A 16,768-nucleotide genomic window follows, 5' to 3' on the forward strand; every position below is an offset into this window, starting at 1 on the left:
GTTTATCGACCGCGCGCGACACGCCGCCGCCGGTGAGCGCCCTTACACAGATGCCATGGCAGTTCTGATGACGGCTCCCGCACCCACCGGGACCAGCGGCTACTCCCTGCTGATCGCCGACGACGCGAGTCTCGTCGCGGCCGCGCAGCGCCTCCGGCACGACGTGTTCGCCGGAGAGCTCGGCGCCACCCTCCCCCCGGGCCCCGACGGGCGCGACGTCGACCCCTTCGACGAGTTCTGCGACCACCTGATCGTCCGCGACGACGCGAGCGGCGCGGTCGTGGGCACGTACCGGATGCTCACCCCGCAGCGCGCGGAGCGGGCCGGGCGCCGCTACGCCGACGCCGAGTTCGACCTGGGCGGGCTGCGGCCGCTGCGCGACCAGCTGGTCGAGATCGGCCGCTCCTGCGTGCACCCCGACCACCGCTCCGGCGCCGTGGTCAACCTGATGTGGGCGGGCATCGCCCGCTACCTGCACCTGAACAACCTGCGCTGGCTGGGCGGCTGCGCCTCGATCCCGCTGGACGACGGCGGGGCCGGCGCGGCCGCCGTGTGGGAGAAGGTGCGCGAGAAGCACCTGGCCCCGCCGGCGCTGCGGGTCACACCCCGCCGCCCCTTCACCTACGACGGGCCGCCCGCCGCCCGCGCCGAGATCCCGCCGCTGCTGCGCGGCTACCTGCGCCTGGGCAGCTGGGTCGCCGGCCCGCCCGCGCACGACCCCGACTTCCGCTGCGCCGACCTGTACGTGCTGCTCAGCATGGACCGGATGGACCCGCGGTACCGCCGGCACTTCCTCGGGGCGACGCGATGACCACCGCGGCGACCCTGTGGCAGCCCCGCTCGGCCTGCGGGGCGGCGTGTCTGCCCCCGGCCGGGCGGGCCCGCGCCGCCCGGATCCTGACGCTGGCCGCCGTCATCGCCGGCGGCGCCGTCCTGGCGCTGTGCGTGCCCGGCCGGCGGGTCCGGCAGGCGCTCGTGCGGGGCATCGCCCGGGCCGCGCTGCGCGCGCTCGGCGTGCGGCTCGTCGTGCGCGGCCGCCGGCTGCGGCCCGGCGCGCTGCTGGTCGCCAACCACGTCTCGTGGCTCGACCCGCTGGTGCTGCTCGCGCTGGGCCCGGCCAGCATCGTCGCCAAGCACGACGTCCGCGCCTGGCCGGTCGTCGGCGCGGTCGCCGCCGCGGGCGGCACGATCTTCATCGACCGGACGCGGCCGCGCACGCTGCCCGCCACGGTCGGCGCGGTCGCCGCCGCGCTGCGCCGGGGCCGCTCGGTGGCCGCGTTCCCCGAGGGCACCACCACCTGCGGGGCCGGCCGCGGCGCGTTCCGGCCCGCGCTGTTCCAGGCCGCCGTCGACGCCGGCGCGCCGGTGGTGCCGCTGGACATCCGGTACGACTCGCCCGCCGCCGCGTTCGTCGGCGACGACACCCTCTACGCCTCGATCCGGCGCGTCACGGCCGCCCGCCGCCTCACCGTCACCCTCACCGTCGGCGCCCCGCTGCACCCCGAGCCGGGCGCCAGCCGCCGGGTGCTGGCCCGCGCCGCCGCCGCGGCGGTCAGCCCGCCCGCCGCGCCCGGGCACGGCTTCACGCTCGCCGCCTGAGGCAGTTTCGCGCTCACAGGTGGTTTTCAGGATGCGCCCAGCGGGGCGTCAGGAGACCGGACCAGAATGGGCCGCATGGCCGCTGCCCAGACTGCCGCCCCCGAGGCGAAGCTGCTCGTCGTCGAGGACGATCCCAACATCCTCGAGCTGCTCTCCGCGAGCCTCAAGTTCGCCGGCTTCGACGTGCGCACGGCCACCAGCGGCAGCGCCGCCGTCACCGCCGCGAAGGACGGCCGGCCCGACCTGGTGGTGCTCGACGTCATGCTGCCCGACCTCGACGGCTTCGAGGTCATCCGGCTGCTGCGCGCCGACGGCACCCGTACCCCGGTGGTGTTCCTGACCGCCCGCGACGCCACCGACGACAAGATCCGCGGGCTCACCCTCGGCGGCGACGACTACGTCACCAAGCCGTTCAGCCTGGAGGAGCTCACCGCCCGCATCCGGGCCGTGCTGCGCCGCACATCGGCCGGTCAGGAGGTGCCGGCCCGGCTGACGTTCGCCGACCTGGAACTCGACGAGGAGACCCACGAGGTCTACCGGGCGGGCAACCGGGTGCAGCTGTCGCCGACCGAGTTCAAGCTGCTGCGCTACCTCATGCTCAACGCCAACCGGGTGCTGTCCAAGGCGCAGATCCTCGACCACGTGTGGAACTACGACTTCCGCGGCGACGACAACATCGTCGAGTCGTACATCTCGTACCTGCGCCGCAAGGTCGACAACGTGCAGCCGCGGCTCATCCACACGCTGCGCGGCGTCGGGTACGTCCTGCGCAAGCCCGCGGCGTGACCCATACGCCGCTGACGGTGCTGCCGGTCGAGCCGCCGCCCGGCCGGCCGCCGCTCGCCCGCCGCCTGGCGCCCCAGCAGTGGGGCGCCAAGCTGCGCAGCATCCCGCTGCGGGTGAAGCTGGTGGCCGCGGTGCTGGCGCTGGTGTCGGCGGCGCTCGTGCTCATCGCGGTGGCCAGCACGGTGGCGCTGCGGCTCTACCTGGTGGAACGCCTCGACGACGAGCTGGTGTCGTACGCCGCGACCGCCGAGGCCGCCGCGAACAGCCGGCGCGGCGGCACCACCTACCTGCCGCACGAGTACGTCATCGCGTTCACCGACGTCAACGGGCAGCGGGTGAACATCGCCGACGTGTTCATCAACGTGCCCGCCGCGGACCTGCCGCCCATGGTGGCGGGTCCCGACCAGTTCAAGAAGCGGCTGGGCGTCGGCTCGCAGCCGTTCACGGTCAACTCGCTCAACGGCCGGCACCACTGGCGGATGATCGTCGTCCCGCTGCGCGACGGCGCCACGTACCTGCAGGTCGGCCGCATGATGACGGACCTGGAGGAGTCGGTGAAACGGCTCATCCTGGTCGACCTGCTGGTCGGCGGCGGGGCGCTGATCGCCCTCGCGGCCGTCGGCGCGGCCATGGTGCGCACCAGCCTGCGGCCGCTCGTGCAGATCGAGCAGACCGCCGCCGCGATCGCCGCGGGCGACCTCACCCAGCGCGTGCCCGACCCCGAACCCGGCCATCCGGAGCCCCGGTCCGAGCTGGGGCGGTTGTCGCGGGCGCTGAACGCGATGCTCGCCCAGATCGAGATGGCGTTCATGGCGCGGGCGCAGTCCGAGACCGCCGCCCGGGCCGCCGAGTCGAGCGCCCGGGACGCGGCCGCCGCCGCGCAGGAGTCCGAGGCGCGGGCGGTGCGGTCGGAGACCCGGATGCGCCAGTTCGTCGCCGACGCGTCGCACGAGCTGCGCACCCCGCTGACCACCATCCGCGGCTTCGCCGAGCTGTACCGGCAGGGCGCGGCCGCGTCGCCGGAGGACGCCGCCAAGCTGGTGCGTCGCATCGAGGACGAGGCGCGCCGGATGGGCCTGCTCGTGGAGGACCTGCTGCTGCTCGCCCGGCTCGACCGGGAGCGGCCGCTGGTGCTGGCGCCCGTCGAGCTGCCCGTGCTGGCCGTCGACGCGGTGCAGGCCGCCCGGGTGGCCGCGCCGGACCGGGCGATCGAGCTGGAGGTGCGCGACTCGGCGGAGAAGCTGGTCGCGTACGGCGACGACGCCCGGCTGCGGCAGGTCGTCGGCAACCTGATGACGAACGCGGTGACGCACACCCCGCCGGAGGCGTCGATCACGCTGCGGCTGTACGCCGAGCCGGGCAACCTGGCCGTGCTGGAGGTGGCCGACACCGGCCCCGGGCTCACCGCCGAGCAGCAGGAACGCGTCTTCGAGCGGTTCTACCGGGCGGACGCCGCCCGCACCCGGCGCGCCGACACGGTGACCGGCACCGGGCTCGGCCTGGCGATCGTCGCGGCGATCGTGGCGGCCCACCACGGCCGCGTCGAGGTGCAGAGCACGCCGGGCGAGGGAACCGTGTTCCGGGTCCGGCTGCCGCTGGTGCCGGCCGGCTCGGCCCAAGATCAATAGTTCTCAGAATACTTCCAGGACGGCTACAGGTTGGTCGTAGGCGCGGAGGGCATCGTGAACGACATGAACGACACCGAGACGAACCCGCAGCGACACGGCGCCTCCTCGCCCGAGGAGCCGTCGCACCGGTCCGCGGACGCCTCCCGCGACCCCATGCCGGAGCGGGACGAGTCCGACACCACCGCGCAGCTGCGCGGTGAGGCGACGGCCGACCAGCCGCCGGCCGCGCCCGCGCACCCCTACGCCCCGCCGACCCCGGAAGGCCCCGCCGCCCCGGCGCCGGACGCCCCCGGCGGCCACGGCGGCTACGGCGCCCCGGCCGCCCCGGCCTCCGGCGCCCCCGCGTACGGCCGGCCCGGCGGCTGGCAGCCGCCCGCGCCGCAGCACGGCTGGCAGCAGCAGGCGCCGCACGGCGCCCCGTACCCGTACGCCCAGCAGCAGGCCCCCTACGGCGCGCCGCAGCAGCCCTGGCAGGCGGGCCAGTTCGGCGGCCGCCCCGGTGACGCGCCGCAGGGCACCGAGCCGCCGCTGCCGCCGTGGGCGACCAACGTCGGCCAGCAGCCCCCGGGCCGGCCGGGCCGCGGCCGCACCATCCTCGCGGCCGGGGCGGCGGCGGTCGTCCTGGCGCTCGGCGCGGGCGGCGTCGGCGCGTGGGCGGCCCTGGCCCTGCAGGACGACACCGGCGGCACCGCCACGGTCAGCAACAGCAACACCACCGCCAGCCGGACGGTGAACACGCAGTCGTTCGCCCAGATCGCCGAGCAGGTGCAGCCGGCCGTCGTGTCGATCAGCACGGGCAACGGCGAGGGCTCCGGCGTGGTGCTCACCGCCGACGGCTTCATCCTGTCGAACAACCACGTGGTGGCGTCGGCGCGCGGCGAGACCGTGCAGGTCGCGTTCTCCGACGGCCGGACGGCCACCGCCCGCATCGTCGGCACCGACCCGCGCACCGACCTGGCCGTCGTCAAGGCCGAGGGGGTCAGCGGACTGAAGTTCGCGGCGTTCGGCAAGAGCGCGGACATGAAGGTCGGCGACTCGGTGCTGGCGCTGGGCAGCCCGCTCGGCCTGGAGGGCTCGGTCACCTACGGCATCATCAGCGCCAAGGACCGCACCATCCGGTCCTCCGAGGAGGGTCAGCCCAGCAACCCGTTCGGCCAGGAGCAGGGCCAGCAGTCGGTCACGTCCATCTCGGGCCTGCTGCAGACCGACGCCGCCATCAACCCGGGCAACTCGGGCGGCGCGCTGGTCAACACGAACGGCGAGGTGGTCGGCATCAACACCGCCATCGCGACCTCCGGCCAGTCGACCGGCAACATCGGCGTCGGCTTCGCCATCCCGAGCGACAAGGCCAGTGCCGTCGCGAACGCCCTGATGAAGGGCGAGAAGGTGAGCCACCCGTACCTCGGCGTCAGCCTGACCGAGTCGGCCGGTGTGACCGGCGCGGTGGTCGGCAGCGTCACCGCCAACGGCCCGGCCGCCAAGGCCGGCCTGCGCGAGGGCGACGTCATCACCAAGGTCGGCGACAAGGTGGTCGGCGACTCCGACGACGTGATCTCCGCGGTGCAGTCCGGCACGGTCGGCCAGCAGGTGACCGTCACCTACACCCGCAACGGCCAGGAGGCGACGGCCCAGGCGACGCTCGCCGAGGCCCCCTGACGAACCCTGGCGCCGCGCCTGGCCACGGGCGCGGCGCCGCCCCGGGGCGGTGGGCGGTGGTGACCGAGGGGGTCGGTCGCCACCACCCACCGCCTGACCCCTTTGTCGACGCTCCGTGAAGTCACGTTCACGGGGCGTCGATCGCGTCATCGGCCTGTCGGCCAAATAGCTGATCGGCTCTCGCGTTCGCCCGATCGCGGCCCGTAGTCTCCGAAGCCGTTGGCGGATGGGGAGGCCAGGCCACGTGACCTATGTCGAGACCCGGGTCAGTCTCTGGGAGGCGGTCGCCGGGCGCTCGCCCGGTCGCCCGGTCGACGCCGGGGACCCGGGCCTGTGGAGCGCCGTCCACGACCGGCTGAACCCGGCCCGTGCCCGGCCGGTGCTGCGCGCCGGCATCGAGGTCGCCGAGCTGACCAGCGCGCGCGGCCTGCCGTACGTGATGCTGCGCTCGCCCGACCACGACTCCGCCGCCTGCTACCTGCGCCTCACCCCCGAGGAGTGGCAGCTCGCCCAGCTCATGGACGGGTCCCTCACCGTCGCCCGGCTCGTCGCCGAGTTCGCCCGCCTCGCCGGGCGGCTCGCGCCCGACCAGGTCCGCCGCGTCGTCGCCGACCTGGCCGCCAACCGGATGCTCGACGAACTGCCCGTCGACGCGTTCCAGTCGCTCGCCCAGGTGCGCCGCCGGCCGCTGCCGGTCCGGGCGGGCGCGGCCGCGCTCGCCGTCGCGCGCGGGCGGCGGATGGTCGTCGCGAACGCCGACCCCCTCGTGACGCTGCTGTACCGGGCGGGCGGGCGGCTGTTCTTCACCCGCCCGGTCGCCTGGCTGGCCGCCCTCGTCGCCGCCGCCGGCCTCGGCCTGTTCGGCACCGCCTGGTTCACCGGCAGCCGGTCGGTGTTCCTCAGCGGCGGCTCGTACGTCACCGGCGCGCTGGTGCTGCTCGCCCTGAACGTGTTCGCGCTGGCCTGCCACGAGCTGGGCCACGCCCTGGCCACCAAGCACGCCGGCCGGCGCGTGCCCACCGCCGGGCTGCTCGTCTACTTCGGCATCCCCAGCGTCTTCGTCGACACCACCGACGTGTGGATGGCCGGGCGGCGCGCGCGCCTGCGGGCCACCGCGGCCGGGCCGGCGATCAACCTGTTCCTCGCCGGGGCCGCGCAGCTCGCCGGCCTGGCCGTGCCGGCGTTCGCGCCGGTCGCCTTCACGCTGTCGTTCGCCTGGTACCTGAACGTGCTGTTCAACCTGAACCCGTTCGTCGCCCTCGACGGCTACTACCTGCTGATGGACTGGCTGGAGATCCCGAACCTGCGCGGCCGCGGCCTCGCCTGGGTGGGCGCCCGCCTGCGCCGCCGCCCGCCGCGGTTCACCGCGCTCGACCGCGAGGGCCGGCTCGTCGCCCTGTACGGCATCGTCGCCGTGCTGTGGCTGGCGGTCGCCGCGAACATCGCGTACCGGATCTGGTCGGACCGGGTCGAGGGCCTCGCCACCGGCCTGTGGCACTCGGGCTGGGCCGGCCGGGCGCTGCTCGTCGCCGTCGTGCTCGGCGTGTTCTCGCCCGCGGTCTGGGCGCTGGGCGGCTGGCTCGGCAAGCGGTGGCGGCGCCTGCGCGTCCGCGCCGCCGAGCGCCGCCGCGCCGCCGACCTGCCCCGCCGGCTCGCCGCCCTGCAGGGCTCGGAGCTGGGCCGGCTGTCCGCGCCCGCCCTCGCCCACCTCGCCGGCCGGGCCCGCTGGGTGCGCCCCGAGTCCGGCACCCGCATGGTGGCCGCGGGTGGCGCCCAGCCCGCCGTGTTCGTCGTCGTGGACGGCGCCATGCAGTCGCGCCGCCCCGGCGACCCGGGCGGCGCGATCCGCCAGCTCGTCGGCCCGGGCGGCGTGGTCGGCCTGGCCAACGCGCTCACCGGCCGCCCCGCCTCCGTCGACTGGCACACCGCCGGCACCACCCTGCTCGCGCTGCCGCCCGCCGTGGTCGCCGGCGTCATCGGCGCCCCGCCCGGCCCGCCGCCGGCCGACCGGGCCGAGGCCGAGTCGCTGTTCGACGACACGCCCGCGCTGGCCGCGCTCGGCCCGGACGAGCGGCTCTGCCTGCTCGCCACCGCCCACCCCGTCGACTGCGAGCCCGGCGCGCCCGTCTTCCTGCCCGGCCCGACGCACGCCGTCGTCGTCGAGTCCGGCGTGATCGCCATGCCCGACGGCACCGAGCTGCGCCGCGGCACGATGATCGGGCCGGTCGGCGAGGGCAGCCCCGGCGCCGTCGCGCTCGCCCGCACCCCCGTGCGGCTGTGGGTGCTGCCCGACGCGTCCGACCTGCCGCCGCTCATCGGCGGCCCGGTGCGCGGCGCCGACAGCGCCGCCCACGCCGGGCGGGCGCCCGCCGCGGGTCACGCCGCCACCGACTCCTACCCGCCGCTGGCCGTGCCGCCCGGGCCGCCGGTGAGCGGCGACGACGCCGCCGACACCCGGTTCGAGAAGCGCATGTGGTGGCTGGTGCTGCTCCTGCTGCTGCTCGCCGCCGCGCTGACCGCCGCGAACGTGCTCTGGCCCGGCCCGGCGTGGGCCGAGATGGCGTCCGACCGGGCGCTGCTGACCGCCGAGCGGGGCCGCCTCACCGCCACCGTCGCGGGCGCCACCGTGCGCCTGGAGGAGGGCGAACGCCGGTACGTCGGCGCGGGCGACCGCGTCGAGGTGGCCGACCGGTCCACCGCGCGCCTGACGTTCCGCGGCGGCGGCGCGACCGTCCTGTGTGCGGGCACCCGCGCCGCCGTCGGCGAGCTGCGCACCACCGAGGGCGCCGAGCGGGTGCCGGCCGCCGCGCTGACCCTGGACGGCGGGCGCGTCCTGGCCGACTCGGCCAGCACCAGCAGCGCGTTCGCGCCGCTCGCCCTCACCGTGCGGCGCACCGCCGGCGACGTCGTCAACGACGGCCCCGCCTGGTACGCCGTCGACCCCGCCGCGGTCACCGTCGCCACCGGCCGGGTCACCGCCGCCGGCAGCCCCATCCCGGCCGCCGACGCCGACCTGAGCTGCGGCGACGGCGTGCCGGTCCAGCCGCCCGCGGGCACCCCCAGCGAGACGCCCAGCGCGGAGCCGTCGGCCGAGCCCAGCCTGCCCCCGTCGCTCGACCCGTCGAGCGGCGCGCCGAGCGTGCTGCCGACCACCCCCGGCGCCCCCGTCGTCCCGGGCCCGCCCGGCACCCCCGGCCGGCCCGGCGACCCGGGTGACCCGGGCGACCCGGACGGCCCGCCCGGTCCCGGGCCGACCACCGGCAACCCGCCGCCCACGACGCCCCGGACGACGCCGCCGCGCACCACCACGCCGACGACCACGCCCACCACGACCCCGACGACGCCGCCGCCCACGGAGGGCACGCCGACCCCCACGCCGACGGAGTCCACCGTCGAACCGCCGGCGATCCTGGTCACCGGCGTCGACCCCGGCGCGCTGGAGTGCTCGGGCCGGGTCAGCGTCACCGCCACCGTCACCGGCGCCACCTCGGTGAACGTCAGCCGGGGCGGCCGCGTCGTCGCCACCATGAGCGGCTCGGGCACCAGCTACGCTGCGGTCGTCCCGCTCACCGGCGACGCCGGCTCGACCGTCAGCCTCACCGTGACGGCCACCAGCGCCGCCCAGCGGGTCACCGAGAGCAGTCCGATGTCCGTGGCCGTGGCCGAGTGCCCGGCCGCCCTGTGAGGGAGTCCCTGCGTGCTCTGCTGGTTCTGCGCCAAGGCGGCGCGCGGGTCGTGCCGGTTCTGCGCCCGGGGGCTCTGCGAGGACCACGCGCGCTTCGGCCCGTACCTGCTGCAGGTGCACCGCTCGGAGGCGCGGCGGCGGGCCGAGGCGCTGGTCGTCGAGGAGGCGCTGCAGTGCGGCACGTGCCGGCCGCGGCCGCAGCCCGTACCCATGCCCGAACTGGACTGACCCGGTCGGGCCATGCCCGGCCGGGCGGCGGCTGGCTACGGTCGGGGCGTGAGTGACTTCGACGCGGTCCTGGAGCGGCTGCTCACCGACCCCGGCTTCGCGGCCGCCCTGGCCGCCGCGCCCGGCCCCGCGCTGGCGGGCTACGACCTGACCCCCGACGAGGTCGCGCTGCTGTGCAGCCAGGCCGGGGGAGACTGCGCCCCGCCGTCGCAGGTCGAGCGGCGGGTCACCAAGTCGAGCGCGTTCGGGCTGTTCGGGCCCCTGCTCGGCGGCGGCGCGGAGCAGGGCTTCGGCGCCGCCCCGGCGGGTGCGTCCGGGTTCGGCGGCGGCACGGCGTACCACTCGGTGCCCGGCGACGACGCGGGCCCGCCGCCCGGGCTCGGCGTGGTGCCCGCCCCCGCGCCCGCCGTCGTGGAGCTGGGCCCCGCGGAGCGGGCCGTCAGCGGCTTCGGCGCGGCCCCGGCCGGCTCGGCCGGCTTCGGCGCGGCCCCGGCGGAGGCGTCGCCGCTGGCCCGCGGCGTGGCGAGCGTCGTGACGACCGCGGCGCAGGCCGGCTACGAGGCGGTCCGGGCCCGGGAGGACGCCGGGCTCGGCGGCCCGGTCGGCGACGGCGCGGCCCCGGAGGGCTACCGCAACCGGGTCGACGCCGACGGCGACGGCCGCTGGGACCCCGCCACCTACCGCGGCCGGGCCGACGGCGGCGTCGACATCCTCGTCGACCTCGACGGCGACGGCCGGGCCGACTTCGCCGGCCACGACGACGACCGCGACAACCGGGTGGACCGCGCGCACTACGACCGCGACCACGACGGGGTGTTCGAGACGGTGATGTACGACGACGACGGCGACGGGTGGCTCGATCGCACGGTGCGCCGAAAGTAACGCTTGCTCTGGCGCAACCGCCTCCGGACACCGACGATGGATGGCGGGAGGTGGTCCGGGTGGTCGCCATCGCCATTGAAGGGCTGACGAAGATCTTCGATGACGGCACGGTGGCCGTCGACAACCTGGACCTCACCGTCGCGTCCGGCGAGTTCATGGTGCTGCTGGGGCCCACCGGCTGCGGCAAGTCCACGCTGCTGCGCCTCGTCGCCGGGCTGGACGCGCCCACCCGCGGCCGGGTCACCATCGACGGCGAGCCCGTCGACGAGAACACCCCCCGCCACCACCGCATCGCGATGGTCTTCCACGACTACGCGCTCTACCCGCACCTGACGGTCGCGCAGAACATCGGCTTCCCGCTGCGCGCCGGCGCCCACGACCCGCCCGAGGTGGCCCAGCGCATCGCCGAGTCGGCCCGCCACCTGGGCATCGCCGACCTGCTCAACCGGCTGCCGGCGCACCTGTCGGGCGGCCAGCGGCAGAAGGTCGCCATGGCCCGGGCGATCGTGCGCCGCCCCGAGGTGCTGCTGCTGGACGAGCCGCTGTCCAACGTCGACGCGGGGGTGCGCGCCGAGCTGCGCGCCGAGATCGCCGACCTGGCCGACCGGCTGGAGGTCACGACGCTGTACGTGACGCACGACCAGGCCGAGGCCATGACGATGGCGGACCGGGTGGCGGTGCTGCGCAAGGGCGTCCTGCAGCAGGCGGGCCCGCCCGAGGTCGTGTACGCCGACCCGGAGACGGTGTTCGTGGCCGCGTTCATCGGCGTCCCGCGGCCGGCCCTGCTGGAGGCCGCGATCTACGCCGACGCCGGCTCGGTGGTCCTCGACCTGGGCGAGCAGGCGCTGACCCTGCCCCCGGACGACCCGCGCACGGCCGGGCTGGCCGCCCGGCACACCGAGCGGGTGACGGTGGCGCTGCGCGCCGACGCGCTGTCGGTGGTGGACGCGCCCACCCCCGGCACGGTCACGCTGCGCGGCGAGGTGCGCCGCGTCGAGAACCTCGGCCACGAGGCGATCGTCCACCTCGACACCGGCGGCGTCGGCACGTCCGACGCGTTCTCCCACCTGGAGCTGCCCGAACCCGGCCGGCTGCCCGCGCCACCGCCGGACGCCCCGCCACCCCCGCTGATGCAGCGCCTCGCCCGCCTCATCCCGCACCAGCGCACCGAGCCGCCCGCCCCCACGGCCCGCACCCCGTACGGCTTCTACCCCGTCTACGACGGCGAACTGCCGGGCGAACCGCTGCCCGCGGGCGAGGTCGCGGTGCGGGTGCCGGTGGCCCACCGGCCCCGCCCGGGCGACACGCTGACGCTCGCGGTGGACCTCGACCGGCTGCTGCTGTTCGACCGCGCCGGCGACCGGATACGGATCGATGAACATCGCATCGAGGAAGGTCTGGACAACTACAGTTAACAGTCCTAATAATTTGCCCAGACGCCACCGCCCGTGGCGTCCGGCGCAAGTGGGAGGACTGGCACATGACGTTGAGGTCCCGCAGGGCGGCGATCCTGACCGCGATAGCGGTCGCGGTCGGCGGAACAGCCGTCGCGATCCTGCCGATGACGAGCTCCAGCGCCGCCGTGAACTGCAGCGGATTCACCGCCTGGGCGGAGGGCGGCACCTACGCCGCCGGCCAGCAGGTGTCCTACAACGGCCGGGCGTACCAGGCCCTGGTGTCGCACACGGCATGGGCGGGCACGGGCTGGAACCCGGCGGCGACGCCGTCACTGTGGCGCGATCTCGACTCGTGCGGCGGCACGACCCCGACCACCCCGCCGACCACCCGCCCGCCGACGACCCCGCCGACCACGCCTCCGACGACACCCCCCACCACGCCGCCGACGACTCCGCCGACCACGCCGCCGACCACGCCGCCCACGTCACCGCCGGTCACCGGGCTGCCGAAGCACGCGCTCATCGGCTACCACCACACCACGTTCTACAACGGTTCCGGCTACGTGCGCATGGCCGACGTGCCGGACGCGTGGGACATCATCAACCTGTCCTTCGGAGAGTCGAAGAATCCGGAAACGAAGGTCATCGAGGAGACCTCGGGGAAGATCTGGTTCGCGCTCTGCCCGGTCGCCGAGTGCCCGAACGTGGAGACCGAGGCGGAGTTCATCGCCGCGGTTCAGGCGAAGCGCCGGGCCGGCAAGAAGGTGCTGCTCTCCATCGGTGGGCAGAACGGCAAGGTGCGGCTCATCAACCAGAACGCCCGCAACGAGTTCGTGAGAACGGTGTCGGCGATCATCGACAGGTTCGGGCTCGACGGCATCGACATCGACCTCGAGGGGCATTCGCTGGAGCTGGATGCGGGCGACACCAACTTCAAGAATCCGACGAGTCCGGTGATCGTCAACCTGATCGCCGCGGTGAAGGACCTGAAGGCCAGGTACGGCTCGCGCTTCGTGTTGACGATGGCCCCCGAGACGTTCTTCGTTCAGCTCGGCTACCAGTTCTACGGGTCCGGCCCGTTCGGCGGCCAGGACGCGCGTGCCGGTGCGTACCTGCCGGTCATCTACGCGCTGCGTAACGACCTGACCGTCCTGCACGTGCAGAACTACAACTCGGGCCCGATCATGGGTCTCGACGACCAGTACTACAACACGGGCAACTCGGACTTCCACGTGGCGATGACCGACATGCTGCTCACCGGCTTCCCCGTCGCCAAGAACCCGGCGAACATGTTCCCCGCCCTCCGTGAGGACCAGGTCGCGTTCGGCACCCCCGCCGGCGTCAGCGCCGGTGGCGGCTACGTCGGCCCGCCGATCGTCCAGGCCGCCGTCAACTGCCTCGTCAAGGGCACGCAATGCGGCACGTACAAGCCGCGCTCGGGCCTCAACCCGAACTTCCGTGGCCTCATGACCTGGTCGATCAACTGGGACAGGTTCTACAACTGGGAGTTCCAGAACAGCCACGAGCCGTTCCTCAACGGTCTCGGCTGAGCCGACCCGCCCCCCGGCAAAGCGGCCCCCGGTACTCCCGGGGGCCGCTTTGTGCGCGCCGAAGGGCCGGCTCAGGCGGCGGGTACCGCCCCGACGCGTCAGCAGGTGCGGCGGTACGGCCGTTCCGGCACGAAGATCTTCCATTCCCGGGCGTTGAGGCCGCGATCGAGCACGGCGCAGGCGTACCGGCCCGGGTCGACCCTGACGGCGTTCAGTTCCGAGAAGTCCCACAGCATGACGCGCGCCGCGGACATCTGCGAGTCGCCGGCAACGGCCAGCGTGTGGCCGTCGGGGCTGAAGCGCAGCAGGTTGCCGGTTGCCGACCCCGGGTACAGCTCGGTGGCGGGATGGTGGACCGGGGCGGTGCGCTTACTGACGTCCCACAGGTTCAGCTTCTTGCCCGCGCTGGCCGCGAGCGTGTTGCCGTCGAGGGAGAAGCCGACGGACTCCACGAGGTTCCTCGTGGTGAACAACGAGGTGATCAGAGACGGCTGCGCGTCGGTTTCCGCGACGTCCCAGAGGCTCACCCTGCGATCGCCGTGTCCCAGGGCCAAGGTGCGGCCGTCGGGGCTGAACGCCGCCGAATACACCAGCGCATCGCGGTACGGCAGGCTGGCGAGGCGAGTCAGTGTTGATGTGTCGTTCGGAGTGACCAGCGTCAGAGAGACGTTGGTGGGAATGGCCACGATGCGTCCGTCAGGGCTGAAGGCGGCATGGCTCCGCTTCGTGACGCTCAGGCCGTCGGCGCCACCCAGCCGGACGGCGCGGTCGGGGCGGGCGACGTCCCACAGTTCGATGGACGAGTACCCGAGCAGGCCGAGAGTGCGGCCGTCGGGGCTGAACGTCATCGACATGAGGTAGTCCGGCGTCGTCGTCCGGAATTCGCCGAGGGTCCGGACCCGTGCGGGGTCGGCGACGGCCAGCAGGGTCACCCGGCCGTCGGGTGTGCTGACGGCGAGGGTCTGTCCGTCGGGAGCGAATGCCGCCTCGTGTACGTAGCCGCCAGGCAGGTCGACCTCAGCGCGCTGCCGGGGCGGATCCGCTGTGGCGTCCCAGTGAGTCAGCTTGCCCGAGGAACTGGCCGCCGCCAGGGTCTTTCCCTCGGACAGGAAGGCTGTGGCCTGAACCATGAGGTCCACATCGAGCGGTGGGCCGACGAGGCGCGGAGCGCCGAGCGGCCAGACGTTCCAGATCGTCACCCCGATGCCGTCAAGGTTGAACAGGCGCCCATCAGGGGTGATCTCGGGCCGGGCGAGATCGGCGATGTCGATCGTGCCGACCTTGCGCGGCGTTCTCCCCAATTCGTAGATCGACACGGTGTCGCCCATCGTCGACACGGCGAGGTGATCGCCGGTCGGATTGAAGGAGATCGAGTCCACGCTCTCCCCGGAGGTGTTGATCGCACCGGATTCAACCGGGGATTCGGGACTGTACAGATCCCACAAGCGCACCATCTCGTTCGGTGCCTTCGTGACCAGCGTGTTGCCGGTCGGGCTGAAAGCAGCGAAGTGCAGCGGGCCATCGCCGACATCCGCCAGACGAATCGGTTCTCCAGCGGGGTCACTGACGTCCCACACTGCCGGGTGGTCACCGATGGTGACCATGGTCCTGCCGTCCGAGCGGAACGTCACGCCGCGGGCATCAGCCCATTCCGCGGCGCCGCGGCGTAACCGAGGCGCCGTGGTCGCGTCGGACAGATCCCACAACGCCGTCCCGTCCAGGTGAAGGGTGACGGCCAGGGTTCGCCCGTCGGGACTGAAGGAGAGCCGATCGACTCCTTCCGAGCCGGGCAGCGTCCACCGCCGAATCGGACGGGCCGGCTCGCTCACATCCCAGAGCTGTACCCCGCCTTCCTCTTCGAGCGCGAGCGTGCGGCCGTCGCGGCTCAGAGCGATCGGCGCCGCTGCGCTCACCGCGTCGACGGTGCCCACCTGGACCGGGACCGCGCCGGCGGACGCCTGCCAGAGCGAGACCGTGGACGAGTTTTCCAGCAGTGCCGTGAGTCCGGTGGCCGAGTGCGCGGCCTCTGCGACGCGGCGGTCGATCTCTCCGGCGAAGCGGTTGGTGGTCACGAGATTGGCGAGTTCGCCGCGGAGTCCGCCGTCGGGTTGGAGGCTGTCGGCGGCCACGCCGAGTCGCAGCGCGAGCTGCGGGTCGACGGCCAGGTTGGCCTCGGCCTGGTTCATCAGGCGCCGGCCGACCGCGGTCTGTTCCTGCCGGCCGGCCTCGGCGGCTGCGGTGCGGGCCCGGCGTTCCTGTTCCTCGGCGTTCTTCTTCTGCTCGGCCGCGTCCCGTGCGGCCTCCCGCGCCGCCGCCTCCTGTTTGGCGGCGTTCCGCTCCTGGGCGCGGGCCTCCTGCCGCGCCTCGCGCGCCTCGGCGACCGCCGAGCGGGCGCGCAACTGCTGCTCCTGGGCGCGCGCCGCGGCGGTGGCAGCGAGGGCGCGCTGATAGCGGGCGTTCGCCAGTTGCCGTTCTGCCTCGGTGGAGGCCTGCGCGGCCCGTGCCTTCTGCGTGCGGGCCAGGTCCTCCTGGGTGTCGGCCTCCGCGGCGGCCCGCTTCGCCTTCTCCTGCTCGACCACGGTGAGGTGCTCGTAGCGGCGGGCGTCGGCCGCGAACCGTTCGGCGTTGCCGCGTTGCTCCGTCGCGAGTTTCTCCTGGTGGTGGGCGGCGGCCGTCGCATCTGTCGCGCGCTCGGCGTTGCGCATCGCCAGCAGGCCGGTGAGGACGGCGGCCAGCGCGAACACGAACAGCGCCGCTGCGGCGAGCGATGACAGCCTGCGCGTGCGGCGGTGCTGGCGGACGTCCTCGCCCTCCAGGTCGTCCTTGCTGACCCCGTGCATGGGTGCGGCCAACTGGGCGATCGCGTCGCGGAAGCGGGAGTGCCGCAGGCTCAGCTGGTCCTCGTCGCGCGCCCAGCGCAGGTCGAGGTACAGCGGTTCCTCGGCGAACACGCCCCCGCGCAGCGCCTGCGGCACCGCGGTGGAGTCGGCGCTGAAGTCGCCCGCGGCCGGGTCCCAGCGCCACTCGCCGTCGGTGACCACCGGCAGGATGCGGTCGAGCGGCTTGGTGGCGACCCAGTGGTCGATCTCCTTGTTGACCCATGGTGAGCGGGCGGCTTCGGGCGAGGCCATCAGCACGAAGTACTCGGAGCCGTCCAGCGCCTTCTGGATCGACGTCCACAGGGTCGGCGTGACGGCGAGCCCGGTCTGGTCGCGGAAGATCCACAGCGCCCGGCGGCGGTGCCACGGTCGCGCCAGGTGGTGCAGGCCGCGTTGGACGGCGGGCGCCAGGCGGCCGTCGGCGGCATGGCTGTACGAGATGAACCCGTTGAACGTCATGCGTGATCCCCGTGTCGAG

11 protein-coding genes are annotated in these 16,768 nt (G+C 74.5%); 10 read left to right on the forward strand and 1 reads right to left on the reverse strand.

Annotated features, from left to right (window positions below):
- Positions 1–55: 55 nt before the first annotated feature.
- The 10 genes from Sya03_RS02240 to Sya03_RS02285 all read left to right on the forward strand — a co-directional run bounded on the left by Sya03_RS02240 (position 56) and on the right by Sya03_RS02285 (position 13,411).
- Positions 56–811, forward strand: coding sequence for a GNAT family N-acetyltransferase (locus Sya03_RS02240; protein ID WP_203936434.1), 756 nt, complete (start codon positions 56–58; stop codon positions 809–811).
- On the forward strand, positions 808–1,599 hold the full coding sequence (locus Sya03_RS02245) for a lysophospholipid acyltransferase family protein (RefSeq protein ID WP_203936435.1): 792 nt from the start codon (positions 808–810) through the stop codon (positions 1,597–1,599). The genes Sya03_RS02240 and Sya03_RS02245 overlap by 4 nt, the downstream gene beginning before the upstream one ends.
- Positions 1,600–1,674: 75 nt before the next feature.
- The gene (locus tag Sya03_RS02250; protein WP_203936436.1) at positions 1,675–2,385 is read left to right on the forward strand and encodes a response regulator transcription factor; all 711 of its coding nucleotides are present in this window, start codon (positions 1,675–1,677) and stop codon (positions 2,383–2,385) included.
- 65 nt (positions 2,386–2,450) lie between these two features.
- Positions 2,451–4,013, forward strand: a complete 1,563-nt coding sequence (locus Sya03_RS02255; RefSeq protein WP_203936681.1) for a sensor histidine kinase — start codon at positions 2,451–2,453, stop codon at positions 4,011–4,013.
- Between the two features lie 63 nt (positions 4,014–4,076).
- A complete protein-coding gene (locus Sya03_RS02260; protein WP_203936437.1) occupies positions 4,077–5,669 on the forward strand; it encodes a trypsin-like peptidase domain-containing protein in 1,593 nt (530 codons plus the stop codon).
- Between the two features lie 244 nt (positions 5,670–5,913).
- Positions 5,914–9,354: a cyclic nucleotide-binding protein gene (locus Sya03_RS02265; protein WP_203936438.1), complete on the forward strand. Its 3,441-nt coding sequence runs from the start codon at positions 5,914–5,916 to the stop codon at positions 9,352–9,354.
- A 12-nt stretch (positions 9,355–9,366) separates the two neighbouring features.
- The gene (locus Sya03_RS02270) at positions 9,367–9,582 is read left to right on the forward strand and encodes a hypothetical protein (protein ID WP_203936439.1); all 216 of its coding nucleotides are present in this window, start codon (positions 9,367–9,369) and stop codon (positions 9,580–9,582) included.
- Between the two features lie 48 nt (positions 9,583–9,630).
- On the forward strand, positions 9,631–10,464 hold the full coding sequence (locus Sya03_RS02275; RefSeq protein ID WP_203936440.1) for a hypothetical protein: 834 nt from the start codon (positions 9,631–9,633) through the stop codon (positions 10,462–10,464).
- Positions 10,465–10,523: 59 nt separating this feature from the next.
- Positions 10,524–11,879 carry an ABC transporter ATP-binding protein gene (locus Sya03_RS02280; RefSeq protein ID WP_203936441.1) on the forward strand — a complete coding sequence of 452 codons (1,356 nt, stop codon included), beginning with the start codon at positions 10,524–10,526 and terminating at the stop codon, positions 11,877–11,879.
- A gap of 146 nt (positions 11,880–12,025) precedes the next feature.
- The gene (locus tag Sya03_RS02285; RefSeq protein WP_239107067.1) at positions 12,026–13,411 is read left to right on the forward strand and encodes a chitinase; all 1,386 of its coding nucleotides are present in this window, start codon (positions 12,026–12,028) and stop codon (positions 13,409–13,411) included.
- 98 nt (positions 13,412–13,509) lie between these two features.
- On the opposite strand, the gene Sya03_RS02290 is transcribed toward Sya03_RS02285, so the two are convergent.
- Positions 13,510–16,749, reverse strand: coding sequence for a TIR domain-containing protein (locus Sya03_RS02290; protein ID WP_203936443.1), 3,240 nt, complete (start codon positions 16,747–16,749; stop codon positions 13,510–13,512).
- Positions 16,750–16,768 lie beyond the last annotated feature (19 nt).

It is taken from the genome of Spirilliplanes yamanashiensis (assembly GCF_016863475.1).
GTDB lineage: Bacteria > Actinomycetota > Actinomycetes > Mycobacteriales > Micromonosporaceae > Spirilliplanes > Spirilliplanes yamanashiensis.